Source organism: Nocardia sp. NPDC101769 (assembly GCF_044766925.1).
Lineage (GTDB): Bacteria > Actinomycetota > Actinomycetes > Mycobacteriales > Mycobacteriaceae > Nocardia.
Window position 1 is genome coordinate 223,600 of record NZ_JBIWMX010000007.1, and the last position, 24,395, is coordinate 247,994.

22 protein-coding genes and 1 tRNA gene are annotated in these 24,395 nt (G+C 67.8%); 13 read left to right on the forward strand and 10 right to left on the reverse strand.

Annotation, left to right across the window (positions count from 1 at the left end):
- Positions 1 to 77 precede the first annotated feature (77 nt).
- The 6 genes from ACIRRA_RS14810 to ACIRRA_RS14835 all read left to right on the forward strand — a co-directional run bounded on the left by ACIRRA_RS14810 (position 78) and on the right by ACIRRA_RS14835 (position 5,809).
- The gene (locus tag ACIRRA_RS14810; RefSeq protein WP_402767642.1) at positions 78 to 1,148 is read left to right on the forward strand and encodes a Glu/Leu/Phe/Val dehydrogenase; all 1,071 of its coding nucleotides are present in this window, start codon (positions 78 to 80) and stop codon (positions 1,146 to 1,148) included.
- A 34-nt stretch (positions 1,149 to 1,182) separates the two neighbouring features.
- Entirely contained in the window at positions 1,183 to 2,709 is a 1,527-nt protein-coding gene (locus tag ACIRRA_RS14815) for an amino acid permease (protein WP_402767525.1), read from the forward strand.
- A 110-nt stretch (positions 2,710 to 2,819) separates the two neighbouring features.
- The gene (locus tag ACIRRA_RS14820) at positions 2,820 to 3,302 is read left to right on the forward strand and encodes an adenosine-specific kinase (RefSeq protein ID WP_402767527.1); all 483 of its coding nucleotides are present in this window, start codon (positions 2,820 to 2,822) and stop codon (positions 3,300 to 3,302) included.
- A gap of 80 nt (positions 3,303 to 3,382) precedes the next feature.
- Complete coding sequence (locus tag ACIRRA_RS14825; RefSeq protein WP_402767529.1) at positions 3,383 to 3,907, forward strand: hypothetical protein; 525 nt, start codon at positions 3,383 to 3,385, stop codon at positions 3,905 to 3,907.
- 63 nt (positions 3,908 to 3,970) lie between these two features.
- Positions 3,971 to 4,822 carry a thioesterase family protein gene (locus tag ACIRRA_RS14830; protein WP_402767643.1) on the forward strand — a complete coding sequence of 284 codons (852 nt, stop codon included), beginning with the start codon at positions 3,971 to 3,973 and terminating at the stop codon, positions 4,820 to 4,822.
- A gap of 33 nt (positions 4,823 to 4,855) precedes the next feature.
- Positions 4,856 to 5,809, forward strand: coding sequence for a LysR family transcriptional regulator (locus ACIRRA_RS14835; protein ID WP_402767531.1), 954 nt, complete (start codon positions 4,856 to 4,858; stop codon positions 5,807 to 5,809).
- Here ACIRRA_RS14835 and ACIRRA_RS14840 read toward each other — a convergent pair.
- Positions 5,758 to 6,663 (reverse strand): serine hydrolase, encoded by a 906-nt coding sequence (locus tag ACIRRA_RS14840; RefSeq protein ID WP_402767533.1) that lies wholly within the window; start codon positions 6,661 to 6,663, stop codon positions 5,758 to 5,760. The genes ACIRRA_RS14835 and ACIRRA_RS14840 overlap by 52 nt on opposite strands.
- 154 nt (positions 6,664 to 6,817) lie before the next feature.
- Between ACIRRA_RS14840 and ACIRRA_RS14845 the strand changes: the two genes are divergently transcribed.
- Entirely contained in the window at positions 6,818 to 8,596 is a 1,779-nt protein-coding gene (locus ACIRRA_RS14845; protein WP_402767535.1) for a penicillin-binding transpeptidase domain-containing protein, read from the forward strand.
- A 127-nt stretch (positions 8,597 to 8,723) separates the two neighbouring features.
- Positions 8,724 to 9,587, forward strand: coding sequence for a class A beta-lactamase (bla, locus tag ACIRRA_RS14850; RefSeq protein ID WP_402767645.1), 864 nt, complete (start codon positions 8,724 to 8,726; stop codon positions 9,585 to 9,587).
- Between the two features lie 27 nt (positions 9,588 to 9,614).
- Here bla and ACIRRA_RS14855 read toward each other — a convergent pair whose 3' ends face one another.
- The 3 genes from ACIRRA_RS14855 to ACIRRA_RS14865 all read right to left on the reverse strand — a co-directional run bounded on the left by ACIRRA_RS14855 (position 9,615) and on the right by ACIRRA_RS14865 (position 12,123).
- Entirely contained in the window at positions 9,615 to 10,484 is an 870-nt protein-coding gene (locus tag ACIRRA_RS14855; protein ID WP_402767537.1) for a hypothetical protein, read from the reverse strand.
- A gap of 35 nt (positions 10,485 to 10,519) precedes the next feature.
- Positions 10,520 to 11,386 (reverse strand): RNA polymerase sigma factor SigI, encoded by an 867-nt coding sequence (gene sigI / locus ACIRRA_RS14860; RefSeq protein WP_402767538.1) that lies wholly within the window; start codon positions 11,384 to 11,386, stop codon positions 10,520 to 10,522.
- Between the two features lie 314 nt (positions 11,387 to 11,700).
- Positions 11,701 to 12,123 carry a helix-turn-helix domain-containing protein gene (locus ACIRRA_RS14865; RefSeq protein WP_402767540.1) on the reverse strand — a complete coding sequence of 141 codons (423 nt, stop codon included), beginning with the start codon at positions 12,121 to 12,123 and terminating at the stop codon, positions 11,701 to 11,703.
- 86 nt (positions 12,124 to 12,209) lie between these two features.
- Between ACIRRA_RS14865 and ACIRRA_RS14870 the strand changes: the two genes are divergently transcribed.
- Positions 12,210 to 13,043: a class I SAM-dependent methyltransferase gene (locus ACIRRA_RS14870; RefSeq protein ID WP_402767542.1), complete on the forward strand. Its 834-nt coding sequence runs from the start codon at positions 12,210 to 12,212 to the stop codon at positions 13,041 to 13,043.
- A gap of 63 nt (positions 13,044 to 13,106) precedes the next feature.
- Here ACIRRA_RS14870 and ACIRRA_RS14875 read toward each other — a convergent pair whose 3' ends face one another.
- Positions 13,107 to 13,808, reverse strand: a complete 702-nt coding sequence (locus ACIRRA_RS14875) for a hypothetical protein (protein ID WP_402767544.1) — start codon at positions 13,806 to 13,808, stop codon at positions 13,107 to 13,109.
- A 111-nt stretch (positions 13,809 to 13,919) separates the two neighbouring features.
- On the opposite strand from ACIRRA_RS14875, the gene ACIRRA_RS14880 reads away from it, so the two are divergent.
- Positions 13,920 to 14,567 (forward strand): cyclase family protein, encoded by a 648-nt coding sequence (locus tag ACIRRA_RS14880; RefSeq protein ID WP_402767546.1) that lies wholly within the window; start codon positions 13,920 to 13,922, stop codon positions 14,565 to 14,567.
- A gap of 161 nt (positions 14,568 to 14,728) precedes the next feature.
- A complete protein-coding gene (locus ACIRRA_RS14885) occupies positions 14,729 to 15,097 on the forward strand; it encodes a hypothetical protein (protein ID WP_402767548.1) in 369 nt (122 codons plus the stop codon).
- 96 nt (positions 15,098 to 15,193) lie between these two features.
- Here ACIRRA_RS14885 and ACIRRA_RS14890 read toward each other — a convergent pair whose 3' ends face one another.
- Positions 15,194 to 16,405 (reverse strand): Ig-like domain-containing protein, encoded by a 1,212-nt coding sequence (locus ACIRRA_RS14890; protein ID WP_402767549.1) that lies wholly within the window; start codon positions 16,403 to 16,405, stop codon positions 15,194 to 15,196.
- Positions 16,406 to 16,698: 293 nt separating this feature from the next.
- Here ACIRRA_RS14890 and ACIRRA_RS14895 point away from each other — a divergent pair.
- Positions 16,699 to 16,771 (forward strand) — tRNA-Lys (locus ACIRRA_RS14895).
- Between the two features lie 510 nt (positions 16,772 to 17,281).
- Here the strand turns inward: ACIRRA_RS14895 and ACIRRA_RS14900 are convergent.
- Positions 17,282 to 17,512, reverse strand: coding sequence for a hypothetical protein (locus ACIRRA_RS14900; protein WP_402767551.1), 231 nt, complete (start codon positions 17,510 to 17,512; stop codon positions 17,282 to 17,284).
- 244 nt (positions 17,513 to 17,756) lie between these two features.
- On the opposite strand from ACIRRA_RS14900, the gene ACIRRA_RS14905 reads away from it, so the two are divergent.
- Positions 17,757 to 18,863 carry a DUF475 domain-containing protein gene (locus ACIRRA_RS14905; RefSeq protein WP_402767552.1) on the forward strand — a complete coding sequence of 369 codons (1,107 nt, stop codon included), beginning with the start codon at positions 17,757 to 17,759 and terminating at the stop codon, positions 18,861 to 18,863.
- Between the two features lie 440 nt (positions 18,864 to 19,303).
- On the opposite strand, the gene ACIRRA_RS14910 is transcribed toward ACIRRA_RS14905, so the two are convergent.
- From ACIRRA_RS14910 to ACIRRA_RS14920, 3 genes are all read right to left on the reverse strand, one after another.
- Positions 19,304 to 20,206 (reverse strand): bile acid:sodium symporter family protein, encoded by a 903-nt coding sequence (locus ACIRRA_RS14910; RefSeq protein WP_402767554.1) that lies wholly within the window; start codon positions 20,204 to 20,206, stop codon positions 19,304 to 19,306.
- A 466-nt stretch (positions 20,207 to 20,672) separates the two neighbouring features.
- The gene (locus tag ACIRRA_RS14915) at positions 20,673 to 22,154 is read right to left on the reverse strand and encodes a flavin-containing monooxygenase (RefSeq protein WP_402767556.1); all 1,482 of its coding nucleotides are present in this window, start codon (positions 22,152 to 22,154) and stop codon (positions 20,673 to 20,675) included.
- A 48-nt stretch (positions 22,155 to 22,202) separates the two neighbouring features.
- A complete protein-coding gene (locus tag ACIRRA_RS14920; protein ID WP_402767558.1) occupies positions 22,203 to 24,395 on the reverse strand; it encodes an MMPL family transporter in 2,193 nt (730 codons plus the stop codon).

Here is a 24,395-nt window from a genome sequence, read left to right on the forward strand (position 1 = left end):
CACCCGGCCGCCCACCACGCGGCCACCACCCAGCCGCCACAAGCGGCGTCCAACGAAAGGAATCGATTGTGACCGCAATGCACACCGACGCAGGGGTTTTCGGCCGCTCGCACGAGCTGAGCGCTCGACGCCACGAGCAGGTGGTGTTCTGTGAGGACGACAAGAGCGGACTCAAGGCGATCATCGCGATTCACTCGACCACGCTGGGCCCGGCGCTCGGCGGCACCCGGATGTACCCCTACGCCTCGGAGGCGGCGGCGCTGGACGATGTGCTGCGACTGTCGTGGGGCATGACCTACAAGGCGGCGGCCGCCGGTCTGAACCTGGGCGGCGGCAAGGCCGTGATCATCGGCGATCCGGCCCTCGACAAGAGCGAGGAGCTGTTCGCGGCCTACGCGCGGTTCGTCGAATCCCTCGGCGGGCGCTACATCACCGCGGGTGATGTGGGCACCAACACCGATGACCTGGACGCCATCGGCCGCTACACCAGCCATGTCACCGGCCGCAGCACCGCGGCGGGCGGTTCCGGTGACAGCGCCCGGCTCACCGCGCTGGGCGTGTTCAACGCCATGCGGGCCGGTGCCGAATCAGTGTGGGGCGCACCCACACTGGCGGGCCGCACGGTCGGCGTCGAGGGCGTCGGCAAGGTCGGCCGCGAACTCATCCAGCTGCTGCTCGCCGACGGCGCGGAGGTCTGCGCGACCGACGTGAACGAGGCGGCGCTGGAAAGCATTTCGAAGGACAATCCGTCGGTTCGACTGTTGAGCAACGTATCCACCGCTCCGGTCGACGTCTACGCCCCCTGCGCCCTCGGCGGCACGCTCACCGCGTCCAGCGCCGAGGCCATCGAGGCGAAACTCGTCTGCGGTGCCGCCAACAATCAGTTGGCCACGCCCGCAGTGGAATACGCCCTGAACGAGCGAGGCATCACCTGGGTCCCGGATTTCGTGGCCAATGGCGGTGGGCTCATTCAGGTGGCCGGTGAGCTGCGTCAGGCAGCGCCGGCCGAGGTCGAAGATGCGGTGAGGGGCATCTTCGACCGCTGCCGCGACATCATCGCGGAATCCAAGGCCGAGGGAATCGGCACCGGAGCGGCGGCCAACAGGTTCGCGGAGCGGCGTCTGGACGCCATCCCGCGGGCCCTCTGATCGCCGCACCGTAGTTTCAGAGAGGAGACGACAAGTGGCGTTCGCGAGCGGAGTGTTCCGCACCAAATCGGTCGAGCAGTCGATCCGGGATACCGATGAGCCGGATTCCAAGCTACGCAAGGATCTGACGGCGAGGGATCTCACCATCTTCGGTGTCGCGGTGGTCATCGGGGCGGGCATTTTCACGCTCACCGCCCGGACCGCGGGCACGGTGGCGGGACCCTCGGTCTCGCTGGCCTTCGTGTTCGCGGCCATCGCCTGCGGGCTGACGGCGTTGTGCTACGCCGAATTCGCCTCGACCGTGCCGGTGGCGGGCAGTGCGTACACGTTCGCGTACGCCACTTTCGGCGAGATCATCGCCTGGATCATCGGGTGGGATCTCATTCTCGAGTTCGCCCTTGCCGTTTCGGTGGTCGCCAAGGGGTGGTCGCAGTATCTCGGCGAGGTGCTCGGCGGCCTGGTGAATCCGGTCGCGCACGTCGGATCCATCTCGTTCGACTGGGGCGCGGTGGTCATCATCGCCGTCGTCGGCATGCTGCTGGCCACCGGCACCAAACTGTCCTCGCGGGTCTCGGCCGTCGCGGTGGCCATCAAACTGGCCGTGATCGCGCTCGTGCTGGTGGTCGGCGCCACCTACTTCAAGGCGTCCAACCTCAGCCCCTACATCCCGCCGGCGCAGCCCTCCGCGCAGGCCGGTGGCGTGCACCAGTCGCTGTTCTCCTTCCTGACCGGTTCCGGCGGAACGAATTTCGGCTGGTACGGCCTGCTGGCCGCGGCCTCGCTGGTGTTCTTCGCCTTCGTCGGCTTCGACGTGGTCGCCACCACCGCCGAGGAGACCCGCAACCCGCAGCGTGATGTCCCGCGCGGCATCTTCGGCTCGCTGGCCATCGTGACGGTGCTCTACGTCGCCGTCTCGCTGATCCTCACCGGCATGGTCCCCTACACCGAGCTCGCGAGCGGAAACGCCACCCTGGCAACCGCTTTCGCCCTGCACGGTGCGACCTGGGTGAAGAACATCATCTCCATCGGCGCGCTCGCGGGCCTCTCCACGGTCGTCATGGTCATGTTCCTCGGCCAGACCCGCGTCCTGTTCGCCATGGCCCGCGACGGCCTGCTCCCCCGCAGCCTCGCCCACACCGGCAAGCACGGCACCCCCGTCCGCCTGACCGTCATCGTCGGCGTCGTGTGCGCCCTCCTGGCCGGTTTCGTCGACTTCGGCACCCTCGAGGAAATGGTCAATATCGGCACCCTGGTGGCCTTCGTCCTGGTCTCCCTCGGCGTCCCGATCCTCCGCCGCACCCGCCCCGACCTGAAGCGCGGCTTCCGAGTCCCCCTCGTCCCCGTCATCCCCATCCTCGCCGCCCTGGCCTGCCTCTGGCTGATGCTGAACCTCTCCATCGAAACCTGGCTCCGCTTCGTCATCTGGATGGCCCTCGGCATCGTCATCTACTTCACCTACAGCCGCCGCCACTCCATCCTCGGCAAGCAGAAGGCCCCCGCGGCCGAATCGATCCCCGCCGCCAATTCCATCCCAGCCCCCGAACCCGACCCGGTCCCCTGACCCAGCCCCGACAAGATCAGGGAGCTGTCACCGTGGGAATTCGCCCGAATTCCCACCCCGACAGCTCCCTGATCTTGTTCCACGGCCGCGTGACGAGGGACGATAGCCCCATGGAACTGACAGCGGTGCCCATCGAGAATCCCGATGAGCTCAATGTCATCATCGGGCAGTCCCACTTCATCAAGACCGTCGAGGACATGCACGAAGCCCTCGTCGGCACCGGCCCGCAACTCCGCTTCGGGCTGGCCTTCTGCGAAGCCTCCGGCCCCCGCCTGATCCGCTGGTCCGGAAACGACAACGACCTCGTCGACCTCGCCACCAAGAACGCAACAGCCCTCGCCGCCGGCCACTCCTTCATCGTCTTCCTCCGCGACGGCTACCCCGTCAACGTCCTCAACGCGATCCGCCACATCCCCGAGCTCTGCACCATCTTCTGCGCCACCGCCAACCCCGTCGAGGTCCTCATCGCCGAAACCGCGCTCGGACGCGGCGTCATCGGCGTAATCGACGGTGCACCGCCCCTCGGAATCGAAACCGAGACCGACCGGGCCGACCGGCACCGACTGCTCCGCGCCATCGGATACAAGCTCTGAGCCTGATTCGGAGCCCCACCCGGTTGCGCTGGGTTCGAACGATATTCACGGGTTCCTCTCCCCGGGTACCCTGCGGCGGCATGAGCGTGCTGGTCGTTGTCCGCGGCAACTCGGCCTCGGGGAAGTCGACCGCCGCCCTCGCGGTGCAGCAGCGCTTCGCGCGGGGCGCGTGCCTCGTCGTGCCGCAGGACGTGGTGCGCCGGCAGATGCTACGGGAACCGGATACGGCCGGGGCCGCCAATATCGAACTGCTGGAACACATTGCGATATTCGGCCTGGCGCGGGGATTGGTGGTGATCGTGGAGGGAATCCTGAACGCCGGGCGGTACGGCTCGATGCTCGAGCGCCTAACCGCCGCGGCGGACCACGCTCTGCACTACTGCTTCGACCTAACCTTCGAAGAGACCGTCACCCGGCACATCGGCAGCTCCCGGGCGGCGGACTTCTCGCCGGAGCAGATGGCCGAGTGGTACCACGGCTGGCAGCCACTGTCCTTCGCCGATGAGATCCGCATCGACGCGAGCTGGGGTCCCGAGGCGATCGTCGACCGGATTCATCGCGACATCCTGGCCTGCGGTGAGCGCCCGGAATCGGCGGTCGAATAGGGCATTTGTCGTACAGCGTCTAGTGGTTGCGACGTGGGCTGATACGTTGGCTGGGTGACCCAGATGCATGACGTGACAGCGGTGGAGCAGGCGGCCTTGGCGGAGGCCGGGACCAAGGCGTATTACGTCGCGCAGGGGGTGGGGGGCGAGGGGTTCGAGCGGTATGGGGCTACCGGGTCGACGGTGAGTGTGTGGGCGGCTTCCATGCAGCATGGGGCGCCGCCTTCGGCGTTGCTGGCTCGGGCGGTGGAGCGGTGTGCGCCTCGGGAGGGGGCGCGGGTGGCCCGGTTGACGATGGAGATTTTGGGGCCGGTGCCGGTGGGGGACGTCGAAGTGCGGGCGTGGGTGGAGCGGCCGGGGAAGCGGGTCGAACTGGTGGGGGCGGAGTTGGTTGCGACGCAGGCGGATGGGAGTCGGCGGGCGGTGGCGAAGGCTTCGGCGTGGCGGATTGCCACGTCGGACAGTTCGTCGGTGGTGCATACGGCCGACGCGCCGCTGCCGGCGGTGCCGGAGGCGTCCGAGATCGGGTGGGGCGTGCCGGACGGGTGGGATGTCGGGTATGTGAAGTCGGTGGACATCCGGGCGGTGGAGAGTGACGACATCACCCGGCGGGTGTGGGTGCGGCCCCTGGTGGAGGTGGTCGAAGGGGAGGAGATTTCACCGCTGGTGCGGGTGTTCTCGGTGGCGGATGTGGCCAATGGGATTGGGGCGCAGCTGGATCCGTATCAGTGGACGTTCCTGAACACCGACCTGACGATCGACCTGTTCCGGCTGCCGGAGGGCGAGTGGATCGGGCTCGAGGTGCAGACCTCGATCGGGCCGGACGGGGTTGGGATGTGCTCGACCGTGCTGCACGACGAGCGCGGGCCGATCGGGCGGTGCCTGCAGATTCTCGAGGTTCGTGCCCGGGCCTGACCCGGCGATAAGGAAACCGATATCGTCGGTTGGATGGATCCGCTGCGTCAGTTGCGCTACTTCATCGCCGTGGCCGAGGAGTTGCACTTCGGCCGGGCGGCCGAGCGGCTGCGGATCGCCCAGCCGGCGCTGAGCCAGCGAATCCGCAAGCTGGAGAGCGATATCGGGGCCCGCCTCCTGGAACGCGACAGCCGGCGGGTGGAGCTCACCGAGGCGGGGCAGATCCTGCTGGTGGAGGCCCGGGACCTGGTCGCGCGCTGGGAGCGGGCGAGATCGCTGGTCGGCAAGGCGCATCGGGGTGAGATCGACGCACTGCGGGTGGGCGTGCCGCCCGAACTGGCGGGACGCGTGCTGGCCGCCATCCTCACCGCGTTCGAGAGCCGCCAGGTGCGGGTGGACCTCCAGGAGCTGACCACCGCCGAACAGGTGCGACTGCTGGCGGATCGGCAACTGGACGCCGGGCTGCTGCAGTACCCGGTGGATGTGGTCGGCCTGGAATCGGGCCCGGCGGTGGAGACCCCGCTGGGCGTGGTGCTGCCCCGCGATTCCCCGCTGGCCGCGCGGGCCGCGCTCACCCTGGCCGATCTGGCCGGGCACGGACTGGTGATCTTCCCGCGCGCCGCCGCGCCCGGCCTCTACGACGCCACCCTGCGCACCTGCTGGGAGCGCGGCTTTCGCCCCACCTCGGTGCAGCACGCCCGCAATCCCGAATTCGTGCTCGGTATGGTGCTTTCCGGCCGCGGCGTCGCCTTCGACCAGGGTCTGGTGGCGCAGAAGGAGCCGCGCGTGGTGTGGCGGCCGCTGCCCGAGGGCACGCTGAGCTGGCGGCTCGCCCTGACCTGGCCCGCTGCCGCCCCGCACCCGCTGGTCCGGGAACTCGCCGACCTCATCGTCACCGTGGTGCAGGGTGACGGCGCGTCCCGTCCGGCCCCGATTCAGGATGCTCCACAGCGCCGGCCGTGGGATGTGGTCGCGGGCAGGCCGTGATCGATGCGCTCGACGGCCAGCCGCGCCGCCGCGCCGATGGCCCGATCCACCGCGGGCTGCCGCCCGGCCAGGCTGTGTGACGCGGTGAAAACCGCGACCGCGTACCGGCTTCCATCCGGATACCCGACCACCCCGATCTCATTGCGGATCCCGGGCAGCGTCCCGGTCTTGGACCAGATGTCCGTGCCCGGCGGGAACGCCGACGGCAGCCGGTGCCCGTACACCTGCTGCCGCATGAGATCCCGCACGAACCGGCACGCCTCGGGCGAACCCGCGCGATCCTCGCCGATGAGCCACAGCAGCCGGGTCATATCGCGCGCGGTCCCGGCCGTGGTGCGCAGCGGATCCACCGCCCGCGACCCGAGCACCTCCGCCGCACTGGATTCCGGATAGCGCCGGGCGAATTCGTGCAGGTCACGCGCACCGATGTCCTCGGCCATGCTGTAGAGGATGTCGCGCAGCGAGCCCATGATCCGGGTGCCGGTGAGCCCGAGCTCCCGCGCCAGCGACCGCACATTGTCCACGCCGACCCGATCGAACAGCAGGTCGGCGGCGGTATTGTCGCTCACGGTGAGCGCGAAATAGGCGGCGTCGCGCAGGCTGAATTCGACATCGTCATGGCAGCCCGCGGTGCCGACCCCGCCCAGCCGGTCCGCCGCTGTGGCCCGCACCCGGTCGGCCGGATCGAGCTGCCCCGCCGCCACCTGCCGCGCGAACTCCAGCACCAGCGGCACCTTCACCACCGAGGACAGCACCACCGGTTCGTCGGCGGCCCAGCCGAATTCGCCATCACAGTCGAAACAGCGGGCATGCACCCGGCCCTCGACACCGGCCGTCCGGAAGATCTCGTCCACTCCCCCAGCATCCCCGGTGCCCCGATCGGCCCGTCAACCGCCCGTGACGCCGCCCCACGACACCGTGCACGCTGCAACGATACCGATCGCTATATCGGTTCTCATCCGTGTTGGTCTTGGACAGCCACCGGTGATCCGTGCTGGGGTGGCTGTCATGGCAGAGTTCAGCAGGAAGGCCCTCACCGGTGTCTGCGCCGCGGCCGTGCTGGTCACGGCGACGGCATGCTCCGGATCGGATGCCACGTCCGGACTGTCCAAGACGGTCGACGGTTTCACGGACGCCCTCAACCGCGACGACGTACCGGCGGCCGCCAACGCCACCAGCGACCCGGCCAAAGCCTCCGCCGCACTCGGCCCGCTCTACGACGGCCTGGGCAAGCAGGTGCATTTCGAGGCGAGCAACATCGAGAAGACCGGCAACGGCGGCACGTTCACGCTGGCCGCCACCTGGAAGCTGGGCAAGGACGGCAAGAACGAGTGGTCGTACACCACCTCGGGTCGGGCCACACAGTCCGGCGGCGACTGGAAGATCCAGTGGGATCCCGCCACCGTCGCGCCCGGCCTCGATGTCGGCCCGCTGTCTTACAGCCTCGTCTACCCCGACCCTGCCAAGGTCCTCGACAGCGCGGGCGGTGATCTGCTCACCCAGCAGGTGGTGACCCTGGTCAACGTCGCGCCCGGCGCCGACACGGCGGCCGTCGCCGCGGCTCTGAAACCGGTCGCACCGGATGTCACGGCCGCGAGCCTGCAATCGGACATGGCCGCGGCCCAGGGCAAACCGATCACGGCGGTCACCCTGCGCGAATCCGATTACGCCACGGTCCAAGCCGCCCTCACGAACCTCGCGAATGTGACCACCGCCCAGCAGACCCGGCTGCTGACCGTCGACAAGGCCCTGTCCTCCCCGACCTTCTCGGGCCTCTCCGACCTGTGGCAGCAGCAGGCCGACGCCGACGCCGGCTGGGCCGTTCGCGCCCAGCGCAGCGACGGCACCCAGCGTGTGGGCGGCCCGGATCCCAAGCCGGTCACCGATATTCACACCACCCTCGATATCGGTTTGCAGCGGGCCGCCGCGGCCGCACTGGCCCCGATCACCACGCCGGCCGCCATCGTCGCCGTGCAGCCGTCGACCGGAAACGTGCTGGCCATGGCACAGAACGCGGCCGGTGACGCGCAGGGTCCGATCGGGCTGACCGGGCTGTACCCGCCGGGCTCGACCTTCAAGACGGTGACCGTCTCGGCCGCCCTGCAGGCCGGCCAGGTCACTCCCGACTCCATGGTCGCCTGCCCCGGCAAGGAGAACATCGAGGGCCGGGAGATCCCCAATGACAACAACTTCGACCTCGGCCAGGTGCCGCTGCACACCGCCTTCGCCAAGTCCTGCAACACCACCATGGGGCGGCTGGCGGTCCAGCTCGCGGCGGACGGGCTGACCAATGCCGCCGCCCAGCTCGGGCTCGGCATCGACTATGTGACGCCCGGACTGACCACCGTCACCGGCAAGGTGCCCACCGCCGACACGCCCGCGCTGCGGGTGGAGGAGGGCATCGGGCAGGGCACGGTGACCGCGTCACCGTTCGGGATGGCGCTGCTGGCGGCCGCGCTCGCACAGGGCACCGTCCAGCCGCCGGCCGTCGTCCAGGGGCAGCCCGGCAAGCCCGACCGGCAGCCGCCCGCGCTGCCGCCGGGCATCGCCGATCAGGTGAAATCCATGATGCGCGAGACGATCACGGGCGGCACCGCCACCGAACTGCGCGATATCCCCGGCCTGCTCGGCAAGACCGGCACCGCCGAATACATCGACGACAAGCACGCGCACGGCTGGTTCGTCGGCATCGACGGCGATTTGGCTTTCGCCGTCTTCATCAGCGACGCGGGCAGTTCCGAGCCGGCCGTGCAGGCCGCAGGCCGCATGCTGCGCACTCAGCACTGATTTCCTCTACTTCCAATCTCACACGGCGCGAGCCGAATACCCCCTTCAGCACTCGAAAACTATTGAGAGGCTTGCTTTGTCGACCCTGAAATACGGTGCACTGGTTTCCCTCCTGCTCCTCGCCCCGCTGGCCGGGGGCTGCGGCAGCGACTCGAAAACCGAAGCGGCGGTGAGCGGATCGGCCACCACCGCCGGCGCGGTCACCGATACCGCGGCGCTGCGCGCGCTCGAACAGCAGTACGGGGCCCGGGCGGGCGTGGTCGCCATCGATACCGGCACCGGCAAGACCATCGGCTATCGGCAGGACGAACGGTTCGCCTTCGACTCCACCTTCAAACCGCTCGCCTGCGGCGCACTGCTGCACGCGCATCCGCTCAGCAGCGGATTCTTCGACCAGGTCATCCATTTCACCCCCGACAAGCTGGTGGCGAACTCGCCGATCACCAGCACCCGCGTCGATACCGGCATGACCGTGGCCGAACTCTGCCAGGCCGCCATCACCCACAGTGACAACACCGCGGGCAATCAGATCCTCGAACTGCTCGGCGGGCCGCCGGCCGTCACCGCCTTCCTGCGCTCGATCGGCGACCAGACCACCCGCATGGATCGCTGGGAAACCGAGCTCAACACCAATATCCCCGGCGACGAACGCGACACCAGCACCCCGGCCGCCCTGGCCGACGACTACCGCAAACTGGTACTCGGCGACGCTCTGGCCGAACCCGAACGGACGCAGCTGACCGCGTGGCTGCTCGCCAACACCACCGGCGATGCCCGCATTCGCGCCGCGCTCCCGGCAGACTGGAAGACCGCCGACAAGACCGGCAGCGGCGACTACGGCACCGCCAACGACATCGCGGTCACCTGGCCCGCGGGCGGCGCCGCGCCACTGGTGATCCTGGTGCTGACCACCAAGCCGGATCAGGCTGCCGCAGCGGACAATCCGCTGGTCGCCGCCCTTGCCAAGGAAGCCGTCGCCGCCGTCCGCTAGCCCGCGGGCCGGACGGAGTCGGGCGGGTCAGGGCTGTCGCGTCGAGCTGCCGCTGCCGACGAAGTACTCGCCGTTCTCCGGGTCGGTGCTGTGCATGACGGAGATCAGGTGAGTGCCGTCGCTGGCCATCGACCAGAACGACATGATGACGGTGCCGCCGGGCGTTTGGCAGGTCTGACCCGCGGGTGCGAGTTCGGCGGTATTGCCGTGGCCGTCCAGGGTCCAGGAGCAGCCGTCTCCGGTATGGGCGATCAGCTGTCCGGCACTCGAATCGATGTGCACCACACCGATTTTGGGCTGGTACCCCGGCGAGGTGAGGTTGTTCAGGTAAGCGAGATTGGTGGGGTCGTACGCCCAGGAGCCGGTGAACAAGCGGGCCGCGTCGCCCGGGTCGGCGGCGTCGGCGCGGGTCCGCTTGCCGTTGGCGAGCTCGAAATCGAAAGTGCCGTACGGGAGATAGCTGTTGGCGCGGACCACCTCCTGCTCGTGGCCATCGCGGACGGTGACGTGCCAGTAGTAGATGTTGTAGCCGGAGCCGATCACGTTGTTGAAGCAGTACTGATCGGTGCTGGTCAGATCCAGGGCGTCACCGTTCACCCGGAAATGCCAGGTACAGCCCTGATCGGTGTGGCCGGTGATGTCGCCGTCCGTGCCCCGGGCGAACTCCACGGTCCCGACCTGAGGAAAAGTCAGCGGGTTGATGCCGAGCTGGCCGACCGTGGCGATATCGGTGCCATCCGCGCGGTCGGGCTGATCGTAGTTCCAGACGCCGAGATACCGGTCCGCGCCGTCCGCCCGATCCGCGTGGGCGGCCGGCGCGCTCCAGAACAGCATCATCCCGAGCAGCGCCGCTACCGCGAGTTTTCCGCGGCGGGCATGAATCCTGTTGTGAGTCATGCATTCAAGACGGGACGGCCGCCGGGAAAGTTACCTCACACGTCCACGGTGGCCTCGACGCTCACGATCCGATCGCCCGCGATGGTCAGCACCAGCACACCGAACAGCTCCCGATCCCGATAGGCCAGCAGGGCGGGACGCCCGAAAGCCGAGTGGGTGACCAGCGTGATCCCCGGCCCCCAGAACGCGATCATATTGGCGGCCACCATCTCCGGCCCGTGGCTCGGCCGCGCCACGATCGGCGAGTCCGGCCGGAACGACGCGATGCCCCACACCTCCGGATCCAGCACCGCCAGCAGTTCGTCCAGATCCCCACCGGCACAGGCGGCGATGAACCGCTCCACCACCGCGCGATGCTCGGCCGGCGCCACCGGGCCGTCGGGCCGCCGCGCCTCCGACATCTTGATCCGTGCCCGGCGCGCCAGTTGCCGGCAGGTGCCGACCGGACGCCCGACGGTGTCCGCGACCAGTTCGAACGGCACCGCGAACACATCGTGCAGGATCAGCACCACCCGCTCGGCGGGCGCGAGACGTTGCAGCATGCGGTACAGCGCCAGCTGCACCTCCTCGTCGAGGGTGATGCGGTCGACCGGGTCGAGGGGCACGGCGTGCGCGACCGGTGTCTGGGCCTCCAGCTGCCCCGGATCCCCGGCCTGCTCGCGACGCGCTCGCGCACTGCGCAATTCGTCGAGACACAGGCGGCTGGTGACCACGGTGAGCCAGGCGCGCTCGTCGCTCACCTCGCCGGGTCGCATGCGGGCCAGCCGGGTGAATGCCTCCTGCGCGGCGTCCTCGGCCGCCCCGATATCGCCCAGTAGCCGGAAGGCCAGGTCCACCACGTAGGCGCGATGCCGCCGCCAGGCTCCGGCGAAAGCGTCCTCCGGCCGTTCTTCGGTGCTCATACCCATATGACGAGCCGCGCCCGCCGAAAGTTACCGGCCTCCGGAAGCGCCGAGCGGCGGTGACCCGGGGTGGGCCACCGCCGCTCGATAGGCGTGCCGCTCGGTTGATGACGCGGTTCAGTTGGGACACGGTTCAGAGCCGAGGAACACATGTGCCGGTCACTGACTTCGGAGGAACACGCGCAGCTGTCCGGGCTGCTGGTTCGCATAGCCGCCGACCATGGACTGACCCCGGGCGTGCATCCTGGCTACCAGACGGAGTGACGCCCCGCCGTGCCGAGGGATCGCTCAGATACGGTGTGGCGCAGTGGTTGTCACGGGGTCAGTGCGTCGATGGTGGCGATCCGGCCCGCCATGACCTCGCCCAGCAGGCGTCGGAAGGTCGGGCACTCCGCGTGACTCGGAGCCGGGCAGGCGGCCGCGTGCCGCAGGCCGTCACGCACGGCGGTCAATTGTGCGATGGTGCGGTCCAATTCGTCGGCCTTGCCGATGAGCGCGGCACGGTCCACGCGCAGGTCGCCCTGGGGACCGAAGGCGACGACAATGTCATCGAGGGAGAAACCGGCGGTGCGGCCGAGTGCGATCAGTGCCAGTTGTTCCAGTACGGATTCGTCGAATTGGCGGCGGAGCCCGTGCCGGCCGATCGAGGCGATCAGGCCCCGCTCCTCGTAGTAGCGCAATGTCGAGGCCGGGACGCCCGATCGGCGGACGACCTCAGCGATATCCAGACTGCTCACGGGATCACCTCGGGCCTTGACCTCGAGCCGACTTGAATTGGCACAGTGTAGCTCTCCGGCCCGTCCACCGACGAAGGACAGCGACCATGACGACACCGCTCGACAATGACCAATCCGCCCGCTGGAACGGCCCTTCCGGCAATGCCTGGGTCGACACTCAGGACCTCATCGCCCAGGTGATGCGACCACTCCAGGACATCCTGGTGGCGCTGGCGCGCGACACCGACGCCCGGGACGTCCTCGACGTCGGCTGCGGCACCGGCGGCACCACCCTCGCCCTCGCGCGGGAAACCGGCGCGCACTGCACCGGCGTCGACATCGCCGAACCGATGATCACCGCCGCCCGCGCGAACGCCGAGCGAGCGGGCCTGCCCGTCGACTTCATTCGCGCCGATGCCCAGACCCAGCCCTTCGAATCCGCCGCCTACGACCTCATCACCTCCCGGTTCGGGGTGATGTTCTTCGCCGACCCGGTCGCCGCCTTCACCAACCTGCGCCGAGCCACCCGGCCCGGCGGCCGGCTCGGCTGCATCGTCTGGCGCGATCCGGAGGAGAATCCGTTCTTCACCGCGGCCGAACGCGCCGCGGCGCCGCTGCTGTCGAATCTCGAACCCCGAATCCCCGGTTCACCAGGCCAATTCGCCCTCGCCGACCACGATCCCGTGGCCAGGATGCTGGCGGCGAGCGGCTGGGCCGATATCGATATCCGCCCGCTCGATGTCGACTGCGCCATGCCCGAACCGGCGCTCGTCGGCTACCTCTCGCGGCTGGGACCGGTCGGCCTGGCCCTGCTCGAGGTGGACGAACCCACCCGGCAGCGGGTCATCGAGACCGTGCGGGCCGCCTTCGAACCCTTCGTGCACGGCGACGAGGCCCGCTTCACCGCCGCCTGCTGGCTGCTCGACGCCCGGGCTCGCTGACGGGTCGCGGGAGCTGCCAGCCGCGGCCGGGATGCCCGAGCCTCCGGAACATGGTGGATCTCATCACACTTCGCTGAGCAGCCACTGGTCGCGGGGCGTGCGGCGGCGCTCGCGGCGGCTGCCGACCCGGGCACGCATGGCGTACTGCGCGGGCATGCTCTCCGCGGTCAGCTGATGCCAGCCGCTGCCGCCGTTGATGTCGAACACGCCGATGTATCCGCCGGGCAGCAACTGGAACGGCGCGGTGATGTGATTGCCGTAGTCGAACTGGGTGCTGCCCGCCGTGCGGAAGTTCTCGAACCAGGCGGGAAACACGAAGTCCGACACCTGGATTCCATCGATCGCGTACCCGTGCTGGTCCGCCTCACAGGCGTCGGCGACCTCGTAGGCGTAGATGCGTCCGGCGGTGGCGCTGGAGAACACGTAGGCGGCCAGGTTGATATCGGGGTCGCCGAGCATCTCCAGCAGCTCGTGGCTTGCCGTGACCGACCACTGCAGGCCGGCATTGATATCGCTGCGCGCGAACACCTTTCCCATCGGCAGACCCTCGTTCGTGAGATCGTGATAGCCGAGCGCCCCGGCCTGATCGGAGTCGTCGGACATCACCAGCCACCACGCTCCGGCCGGCGGCTGCGCGTCGGTCGCCACGAAACTCAGATCGGCGTCGCTCCCCCACACCGGGGCCCAGTCCCGGTGCACCTGCGTCTGCAGCGCCGGGACCACGGCAGAAACCTGAGCGTCGGTCAGTACGGTACTGCGGTTCAACACGGCAATATGTATGGCAGACATAGCGATTCTCGAATTCCTCATCGGCGACTGTATTCGATCTTGCTGACCGTCATCATCGCGCGAAATCCACAGGGAGGCAGGCGGAAAGTGCGCATCATCGATCTTTCGGTACCGATTCGGTCCGGTATGCAGGTGTACCCCGGCGATCCGGAGGTCACCATCCGGCCCGCGCTCACCGTGACCGCCGACGGGGTGAACGTATTGCACCTGGATCTCGGGTCGCAGACGGGCACGCACGTAGACGCGCCGCGACATATCGACGACATGCTGCCGACGCTCGACGAGCTGCCGCTGGACCGGTTCACCGGTCCGGGCGTGGTCATCGACGCGCGGGCGGCCGGGGCGGGCGGGTCGATCGGGCGCGAGTACTTCGCGGACCGGGTGACGGCGGGGCAGATCGTGCTCATCGCCACCGGCTGGTCGCGGCACTGGGGCACCCACGCGTACCTGAACCATCCGCATCTGACCGTGGAGGCGGCCGAGTATCTGGTCGCGGCGGGCGTACGGACGGTCGGGATCGACGCGCTCAGTGTCGACCCGACACCCACCGAGGAGATCCCGGTGCACCGGATTCTGTGCGGGGCGCACGCCGTCATCGCCGAGAATCTGACCGGATTGGGCGAGGTGCTCATGGCACAGCAGGCCGGGGAGCGGGTCGAGGTGTCGATGTTTCCACTTAGTCTGCCCGGCTCGGACGGCGCTCCGGTGCGGGCGGTCGCATGTGTCGGAGCTTGACCGAACGTGTCTCGGAGTGTGACAGAAACACCAGTGTGTCGCATTTTGCGGCGCAGGCCACGCGATCTTCGTAGACTGCTCTGGACACCGGGGACGTCGGGGCCCCCGACCCATGCTCGATCCGAAGGACATTGCACGTGAATCGTTGTGCCGTAACCACTTTGCTAGCCGTTGCGGCTGTCATCGCCGCCGCGCCCGTCGCGTCCGCGGAAATCGTCCTCACCGACGCTTCGCAGACCACGACGACCACGCCCGGCACCACGACGACCACCCCGGGCACCACCACGCCCGGCACCACCACCCCGGGCACGACGGCCGACCCGTCAGCCGCCGACAATCCGATCGAGTCCGATGTGAACTTCGGATCCTCCGCCATCAAGCTCGGCGGCGCGACCGGTTCGGCGACCACGGGTTCCTCGAAGGGCGGCTGCACTGTCGCCGGCAGTGCCGCGGCACTCGCCGGCTACGCGGGGCTGGGCTGCGGAAACCTCAATGGCGGCGGAGGCATCGGGCCGGGCACCATCGGCTGACCCCCGCTCCCCCGAGATCGAGCGCGTCCCAAGGGGCATCAGCGAACACGCTGATGCCCCTTCGGCGCGCCCGCGATCAGCGGTTGTCGTCGGGGCTCAGCGGTTGTCGTCGGCGTTGCCGGCCTTCCACTGCTCCCACGGAATGTTCCAGTCGCCCAGCCCGTCCAGACCCGACAGCGTGCCGCCGACGGTGTTCTTGACGATGGTGATGTCGCCGCGCTTGACGTTGTCGTATACCCACTTGGCGTCGGCCGGGCTCAGATTCAGGCAGCCGTGGCTGGTGTTGACCGAGCCCTGCGCGCCCACCGACCACGGGGCCGAGTGGAAGAAGATGCCGGAGTAGGAGATCCGCGTCGCCCAGTCGATGGGGGTGCGATAGCCGCCCGGCGAGTTCACCGGGACGCCGTAGGTGGAGGAGTCCATGATGATCCTGTCGAACTTGTCGCCGACGATGTAGACGCCGTTGTCGGTGGGCGTGGAGTCCTTGCCCATCGAGGTCGGCATGGTCCTGATCACCTCGCCGTTGCGTTCGACGGTCACCATCTTGGTGTCGTCGTCGGCGGTGAAGACGGTGGCGTCGCCGATGGTGAAGCTGGAGTGGATGTCACTGTCGCCGACCAGGCCGTTCCCGAGATCCCGGCCGTAGGCGTTCACCGCGATGTCGACCTTGGTGCCCGGGGCCCAGAAGTTCTGCGGCCGCCAGCGCACCTCGCGATTGTTGACCCAGTAGAAGGCGCCCTCCACCGCGGGCGTGGTTGTGATCTTGATCGCCGCCTGGGCGGCCTTGCGATCCGGAATGTTCTCGTCGAACTGCACGGCCACCGGCTGGCCGATACCGACCACGTCGTCCTCCGCCGGCAGCAGGTACGGGTGGGTGCGGTTATTGGGCGTGATAGTGGTGAAACTCATAGTCGAATTGGTCGCGCCGCCAAGGCCGATCGCGTCGACGCTCAACTTGTAGGTGCGCCCGAACCCCAACTGCTCGGTCAGCCGCCACGAACGACCGTCCACCGCCAGCTCACCCGACACCGGCTTGCCGTCCGGATTGGTGAGCGCCACGGTCGTGAGCCGGCCGTCCTCCACCTTCAAGGTCAACTCCCCCGGCGACACCCCTTTGTCGCCGTCCTTCACCGGTGAGATCAGCTTCGGCTTCATGAGCTCGCCGATCGGATTGGAATCGATTGCCATCGTCGAGGATTGACCCTTGTCCCCCGACGAGCACCCGACCAGCGCCAACGCCAGCACGGACACCACGACCCCGACAACCGGCAGCCGCCCGTATCGCCGCAGGCCCCGACCTTCACTCATCACAACCCCGCTTCACGTCTCGGCGCGCAGCACGCTTGTTCGACCACCGCGCCCGCCCCATCCGACCGAGACCCCCGCCCTGCCAGTCACAACCACCCCGGCAACCAAACGTCCCGCCCACAGGGCTTCCCCCGAAACATCCGTGATCACCCCCGCCGCGTTAACAACTCCCCAACCCCCCACAAACCCGCAGCTCAGACACGCGATTTCACTTTCCGCACTCCACCCTGTTAATGTTCTTCTCGCACCGCAGAGCGGCCCAAGCGAAAGCCAAGCCCCCCGCGGAGTGACACGCGCCATTAGCTCAATTGGCAGAGCAGCTGACTCTTAATCAGCGGGTTCGGGGTTCGAGTCCCTGATGGCGCACAACACAAAAGCCCCTCCCACCAGCAAAGAGGCTGGTCCAGGAGGGGCTTTTATTGTTGGCACTCCAGCTTCAGCTGTAGCTTACGAGCCGGCGGCTACAAGGTGACGCCGCACCACCCCGCGAACCCTCGAATGCTGTCCGGCCGGCGAGCATCCTCGCGCGCAAGGACACGGATGGTCTCGTGCACCATCGGGTGATAGCGGACCATTGACGGTGCCAGCAAGCGGCCTGCCATCAACGAATCCATCACCATGGCCCGATTCCCTTGGAGCTGATACGCACGGGCGAGATCGATTTGATGATGGCCGGATCGCGATCGCGGGGTATCCGAAGCCGGCATCCTCGTCGCCGGAGCCGTCCTCACTCTCCTGTTCCTGCCCGGCCGCTCCCCGGATCAAGCCGCACCCGAGATCGATTGATCGAAAGAAGGCGGCCCCGGCACCGTTGGTCACGACGGCGCCGGGGCGGGCTCGCTAGACCTGTCGTGAACGCGGCGATCCCGTTCTCGCTCAGAAGCAGTAGGGGAACTTGCATTTGGTCGGATCATCGGGTCCGAAGATCACCGCGATCAGCCCGTTGAGCACGACATCCGCCGCTCCCGATCCGGTGCTGAAAGCGATGTCGTGTGCGCCAGGGGCAGCCTGCGTGGCGGTCTCGGGCTGAGCGGCCCCGGCAGTTCCCATTGCCGGGGCACCGATCAGGATCCCCGCCGTGATGACCAACACCGTCTTTCGAATCATTACGCGCCCTTTCGTTTTCACTCGATACTTCCGATGATGCTCATGATGTCGGGGCAGCGATCCGAGCAGGCGGCTCCGACCCGATTCACATCAGCGGCCGAAGATCGTTCGCGCAGCGGATGTCCGCGGAAGGTACCGGCCGGGCATGGCGGGCTGTCACAATCGAGACGGGGTTGGCGGCGGTGGCCGGCATCCCGGACGGGCTTCCGCTGGTGCCGGGGGCAGGTTTGGCGAAAGGGTCGTCATGTTCATGCGGGTATTCGGCCTGTCCTTCGGTGTCGCGGCAGTCGCGTTGGTGGCGGCTCTCTTGTACGGCGGGCCGCACGCCGTGGCCCTCGCGGCGATCCTCGGTGTGCTCGAGGTGTCGCTGTCGTTCGACAACGCCGTCGTCAATGCCGGTGTGCTGCAACGGATGAGTCCGCTGTGGCAGCGGCTGTTCCTCACCGTCGGCGTGCTGATCGCGGTCTTCGGGATGCGGCTGTTGTTTCCGCTCATGGTCGTCGCGATCGGGGCGCACCTCGATCCGATCAAGGCACTCGATCTGGCACTGAACCCGCCCGCGGGCGGTGCGTCACATTACCCCGACGGACGACCGAGCTACGAGACCTTGCTGATCGACGCCAATCCCAAGATCGCCACCTTCGGTGGGATGTTCCTGCTGCTGCTGTTCCTCAACTTCGTCTGCACCCCGCGCGAAATCACCTGGCTGTCACGACTGGAGCGACCGTTGGCCCGGCTCGGCGGCTTCAATATGTTCACCGTCGTGGTCGCGCTGTTGGTCCTCGTCGTGACCGCGGGTGTCATCGCGCCCGATGACAAGGCCGATGTCGTCATGGTGGCGGGCGCCTTCGGCATGGTCACCTATTTCGTCGTCGACGGTCTCGGTGAGCATTTCTCGTCGGAGGAAACGAACGGGCCCTCGCGGGCAACGGTCGCCGTCGGTCGAGCGGCGTTCTTCCTCCTGCTCTATGTGGAGGTGCTGGACGCGTCCTTCTCCTTCGACGGGGTGATCGGCTCGTTCGCCATCACGTCCGATCCGATCATCATCGCGCTCGGCCTGGGCCTCGTCGGCGCCATGTTCGTCCGCTCGATCACCGTCTACCTGGTCCGCAAAGGGACCCTGGCCCAATACGTTTACCTCGAACACGGCGCCCACTGGGCCATCGGCGCGCTGGCCCTCGTGCTGCTGTACTCCACCGGCCACCATGTCGACCAGCTCGCCACCGGCATGATCGGCGTCGTCATCATCCTCGCCGCGTTCGCGAGCAGCGTCGTGTACAACCGGCGGCGGCGCTTACCGATCGCCGCACCTGCCGAACCGGACCGCCTGATGCACACCGACCTTCGCTGACGGCGCTGACGACACACCCATCGACCCCTGTGCACGCGCTGGCCGGTTCGAGCGCTCGGCGGTCGTTCCACGGACCCGAGATGATCGATCCCGGCAGATCGCGCGCCTCGCGGCAAGGGCGCGTATTGGCAGCACAGTATCGGTAGCGGAATCAATTGGCGGAATCCCGCAATTTTGCACCGGAATTCGCGTTCAGGCCCTGTTCGGCGGCGATAGTGCGAGATACAGCCAGTCGTCCGGAGCTGTCAGCCGAGGTTCCGTCCTGCCTCGGTGAAGTCCAGTTCGCCCCACCAGGTGGAGGAGTCAACGGAATCGCTTGGCGTGCTGAATCTTTGCCGACCTCGATATCTGGTGCAACGATCCGTCCTGGGCGTCGTCATCCCCGTCGCGGTCGTCCGCGGCCAGTTTCATCGACCACTACTCGGAGCGAGTGGTGACCCTCATGCCTGGTCGTGAACGGCCACACCCGGGACCGAGGCGGGGCGTTCCGTGCGAACGTATTTGGCTAGCAGGTACGCCGCGATCGCGGCCGGAACGTTCATCAGCACGCCGTACACCGCGCCCGGGACAGCGATCGTGTCGTTGTGCAGCACCGATCCGGCGACGGCGATGGCGATCGCTCCGTTGTGGATACCGATCTCCATCGCCGAGGCGATCGCCTGATCGGCGTCCACCCGGAACAACCGCGGCACGACATAGCCCACGCCCAAACTGATCACGGCGAACACGAGGCTCAGTGAGGCGAGCTTGCCGATGTGCTCGGTGAGCGTGTCGAAATTCTTCGCCACCGCTGCGAGCACGACCAGCGCGAGCACGACGATCGAGAGGATCTTGACACTGCCGCGCATCCGCTCGGACCACGCGGTGAACCGGTGATGCACGAGCATGCCGACCACGACGGGGACCAGCACGATCGCGAACACCTGCGCGAACTTGTCCGGCCGCAGCCCGAACGAACCGTCACCGTCCATGAACCGGCTGAACGCCAGCGCGACGATCAGCGGCATCGTGAACACGGCCAGCACCGAATTGATCGCGGTGAGGGTGATGTTCAGCGCGACACTACCGCCCGCGATATGACTGAACAGGTTGGCCGACGGGCCCCCGGGTGATGCAGCGAGCAGCAACATGCCCACCGCGAGCGCCCCTTCGAGCCGGAACAGATGGATCAGCCCGAAACACACCACGGGTAGCAACACCGTCTGGCAGAGCAACGCGACCACCGCGGCCTTCGGATATCGCAGCACCCGTGCGAAATCGCCGACAGTCAAAGTCAATCCGAGCCCGAACATCACCAGGGCCAGTGCGAGCGGTAGCAACACCGCGAAAATCGTTGACCCCATACGAATCTCCTCACGAACGAACGGGCTGGTGGCCGACCTGAACGCGACCGGCACCGAGTGTGGACGCTACCGCCGTGCCCGTTGCGCGGGCCGACCGGGGCGCTACTCGATCAATATGCGAACAACCATCAGGCAGTCCATATTTCACGATTGACAGGAGGTCGTTGGTCGGCCGTTCGACCACCCGATACTCGACGGGCGGGCCGTCGCCTCAGCAACCTCGGAGCCGGAGCCGGCATCTCTGGAGGATGGGCTGGCCGTCGCTGCGAAATGGAATCGGGTGCGTGAGAGTTGTTGCGGCGCAGTATCACCGAGCACTCCTACCAGCTTGTCCACACCCGCGCCGCAACGAATGGCCGCTCCCACGTCCACCGGTCACCGGGCCGCCGAGGCACACATCTCGCCCGGTGGCGTGCCGGGATGGATCTCGACCAGCTCCGCACGCCCCTCACCAGGGTGAGCGTGGTCACGGTCGGACATGCTGCCAGTCCTCGAGGCGGAGGTGACGGCGGTCGCGGCGGAGGGTCCAGGTGCCGCCCGGGTAGGTGAGGGTGTTGGTGCCTTCGGGGTCTACGAAGTAGCTGGTGCAACCGCCGGTGGACCAGATTCGGGTACTGAGGAGAGTGCGGGCTCGGGACACCCAGGCGCGTTCGGCGGATTGCGCAGGGGTGTAGCGGGGAACGGCGTGGGTGTGCATGTGGCTGATGATGCGCGCTATGAGGCGGGCGGTAGGTTCGATGGCCAGGAATTGGGAGGTGTGCGGCAGGGCGGTGTTGGGGCCCGTGACGGCGAAGAGGTTGGGAAGGCCGGCGAAGGCTATGCCGCGGTAGGCCGTGAAGCCGTCCGCGGTGAATTTCTTTCGAGTGGACGTGGTTTCGGTGCGGAAGTCGGGGAAGCGGGCGATGGAGTCCTGGACGTGGAAGCCGGTGGCCCACACGATGGCGTCTACTTCGTGGTGGGCGCCGTCGGCGGTGCGCAGGCCGGTGGGGGTGATCTCGATGATCTTTTCGGTGACGAGGTCGACGGTGGGCCGGGCGAAGGCGGCGTAGTACTCGTCGGACACCATCGGGCGCTTGCAGCCGAAACGGTAGTCGGGGACCAGCTTTCGGCGAATCTCGGGATCGGGAACCTGATGCCGCAAGGCGGCCAGGCAGATTCGCTCGTAGAGTCGCACCAGGCGGGGATGGAACTCGGCGAAGTGCAGCGCCTCCAGGAAGGCGAAGACGAAGCCGCGGGCGGCGAGTCGCAACGGTGGGATGTGGCGGAACAGGGTCCGGACCGCCGGCGGGATGGGGCGATCGCCGCGGGGCAGCACCCAGGCGGCGGTGCGCTGGAAGGACACAACCCCTCCGGCGGTGCGCGCCAGGGCGGGCACGATCTGCACGGCGCTCGCGCCCGCACCGACCACGGCGACGCGCTTGCCGGCCGGCTCGAAGTCCCGATCCCATGTGCTCGAATGCATTTGCGGGCCGGTGAATTCGGTGCGGCCGGGGATGTCGGGGATGGCGGCGGTGTGCAGTGAGAAATACCCCATGACGACGGCACGCGCCCGCACCGTCCGGCCGTCGCTCAGCCGGATCACCCATTCCGCGGCGTCTTCGTCGAAATCTGCATCGGCCACTTCGCTGTTCAGCTGAACGTGCCGTCGCAGGTCGAAGCGATCCACTACCGCCTCGGTGTATGCGCGCAGCTCGGGCTGAGGCGCGTAGAGGCGCGTCCACTCCGTATTCGGTGCGAACGAATACGAATACAGCACTGAGGGCACATCGACCGCGCATCCGGGATAGACATTGTCCCGCCAGGTGCCGCCGATGGCGTCGGCCCGCTCGAGCATGACGAAGTCGTCCATGCCGAGGCGGCGGAGATTGATCGCCACACCCAGACCGCTGAATCCGGTGCCGATGATGGCAACGTAGTAACGGTCGGGGCCGGAGGGGGATTCGGACATGTGGACACCTCGGTTCGTGAATGAGAAGTAGTGATGGGCGGCGAATCGTCAGGGGGAGACGGCCGCGACTTCGGCGGGTGCAGCGCTGCTTTCGCGCAGCCCGAATCGGGCATGCAAGCGGCGCAGTGGTTGCGGAGCCCACCAGGTCCACCGCCCGCCCAGTCGCAGTGTCGCCGGGAGCAGGAATCCGCGCACCACGGTGGCGTCGGCCAGCACAGCCAACGGCAGGCCGATGCCGAATGCCTTCATGAAGGTGATGTCGGACGCGAGGAAGCCCAGGAACACGATGGAGATGAGGACGGCGGCCGCGGTGACGATGCGGCCGATCCGCTCCAGTCCGATCGCGACCGATGCCGTTGCGTCCCCGGTGTTCTCGTACTCCTCGCGGATACGGGCCAGCAGGAAGACCTGATAGTCCATGGCCAGCCCGAAGGCGACGGCGAACAGCATGACCGGCACCACCGCCGACAGGTCGCCAGTGGGGGTGAACCCGAGCAGCACGGACAGCCTGCCCTCCTGGAAGATCCACACCAGTGCGCCGAAGGTGGCGGTCAGGCTCAGCGCACTCAGGATCAGCGCCAGCACCGGTACGAGCACGCTGCCGGTCAGCAGGAACAGCAGCAGCGCCATGGCGATCAGTACATAGCCCAGGGCGAAGGGCGATCGCGCGGTCAGGGCGTGGATGGCGTCCATATTGGCCGCGTCCACTCCGCCGACCAGCGCCCGCGACGGTGCCGGGGTGGCACGTACGGCGCGGATGACGGCGTCCGCGGTCCCGGGGTCCGCGGCAGTTGGCACCACGGAAAGGTAAGCGGCATTGTCGGTTTCGAACCGGTGATGGACCTCGGTGGCGGGTATCGCGAGCGTGCCCCTGATGTAGCTTCCCGTCGCGGTATCCACGCGCGCGACATTCTCGAGCGACGACAGCGCCGCCGCGTAATCGGGGAGCCCGGTCTTACTGTCCGGCAGCACCACGAACAATCCGCTGAGCTCGGCGGCATCGAAATCGCGCTGTACCGTCTCGGCCACCTGCCGCGCGGACGAACCGGCGGGCATGGACCGATAGTCCGGAAAGCCGGGGTGGAATCGCAGGAACGGCAGCCCGAGCGCCAGCAGCAACAGCACCGTGACGGTGGTGACCGGAATCGGCCGCCGCATGACCATTGTCGCGAGCCGATGCCAGAAGCCCTGGTCCAGCTCCCGGGAGTCGCTGCCGGACAACCGCTTCCGACCGATCCGGAACCTGTCGATCCGATCGCCCGCCACCAGCAGAATCGCGGGCAAGACGGTCAGCGAGACCACGGCGGCGGTGAGCGCCACGGCAATCCCGGCGTACCCGATCGACCGCACCGCCAGGAGCGGGAAGATCAGCATGGACGACAGCGCGACGGCCACGGTCAGCGCCGAGAAGGCCACGGTCCGCCCCGCCGAGCCCATGGTCGTGACCAGCGCCGCGCGCGGATCGGCCGCCGTGGCGAGCTCCTCGCGATACCGATTGACGATCAGCAGGCTGTAGTCGATCGCCAGACCGAGGCCTAGCAGTGAGGCGACATTGGTTGCAGTGGACGATAATTCGGTGAACTCGGCCACCAGCCACAGCACACCCACGGTAAGCAAGGTCGTGACGGTTCCGGTGATGAGCGGCAGCGCCGCACCCACCACGGTCCCGAAGACCACGAGCAGCGCGATCAGGGTCAGCGGAAACGCCACGCCCTCCCCCGCGGCCACGTCTCGCTGCCCCTGCCGCACGGTTTCATGCATCATCATCGCGTACCCGCCGACCCGGACCTCGATCCCGTCGTGCGTCCCGGCGAATTCCGGTGCCAGATCGGCGATCCGGTGGTCGATACGCATCTCGTCGCCCATGATCGTGGCGACGATGAGGCCCTGTCGGCCGCTCTTGTCGCGCAGCGCGGGCAGGTGTCCCGAGGTCCAGTAGGACATCACCCCGGAGACATCGGATTCGGCCTCCAGCCGCCGCACGAGGGCCGTCGCGGCGCGCCCGGAGTCGTTGTCGTCGACGGTCCGCCCGGTGTCCACCAGCAAGACCAGGTTCGGCGCACCCTGTCCGAAGTGGTCGCGCAGCACATCGGCGGCGGCGCTGGATTCCGCACTCGGGTCGAAGTATCCGCCGCCCTGCAGCTTGTCGAACAGCGTGGTGCCCGCCAGCCCGGCGAGCACCGCCAGCACGGCGGCGACGATCAGTACCGCACGATGCCTGCGCAGCGCGAATTCCACCAC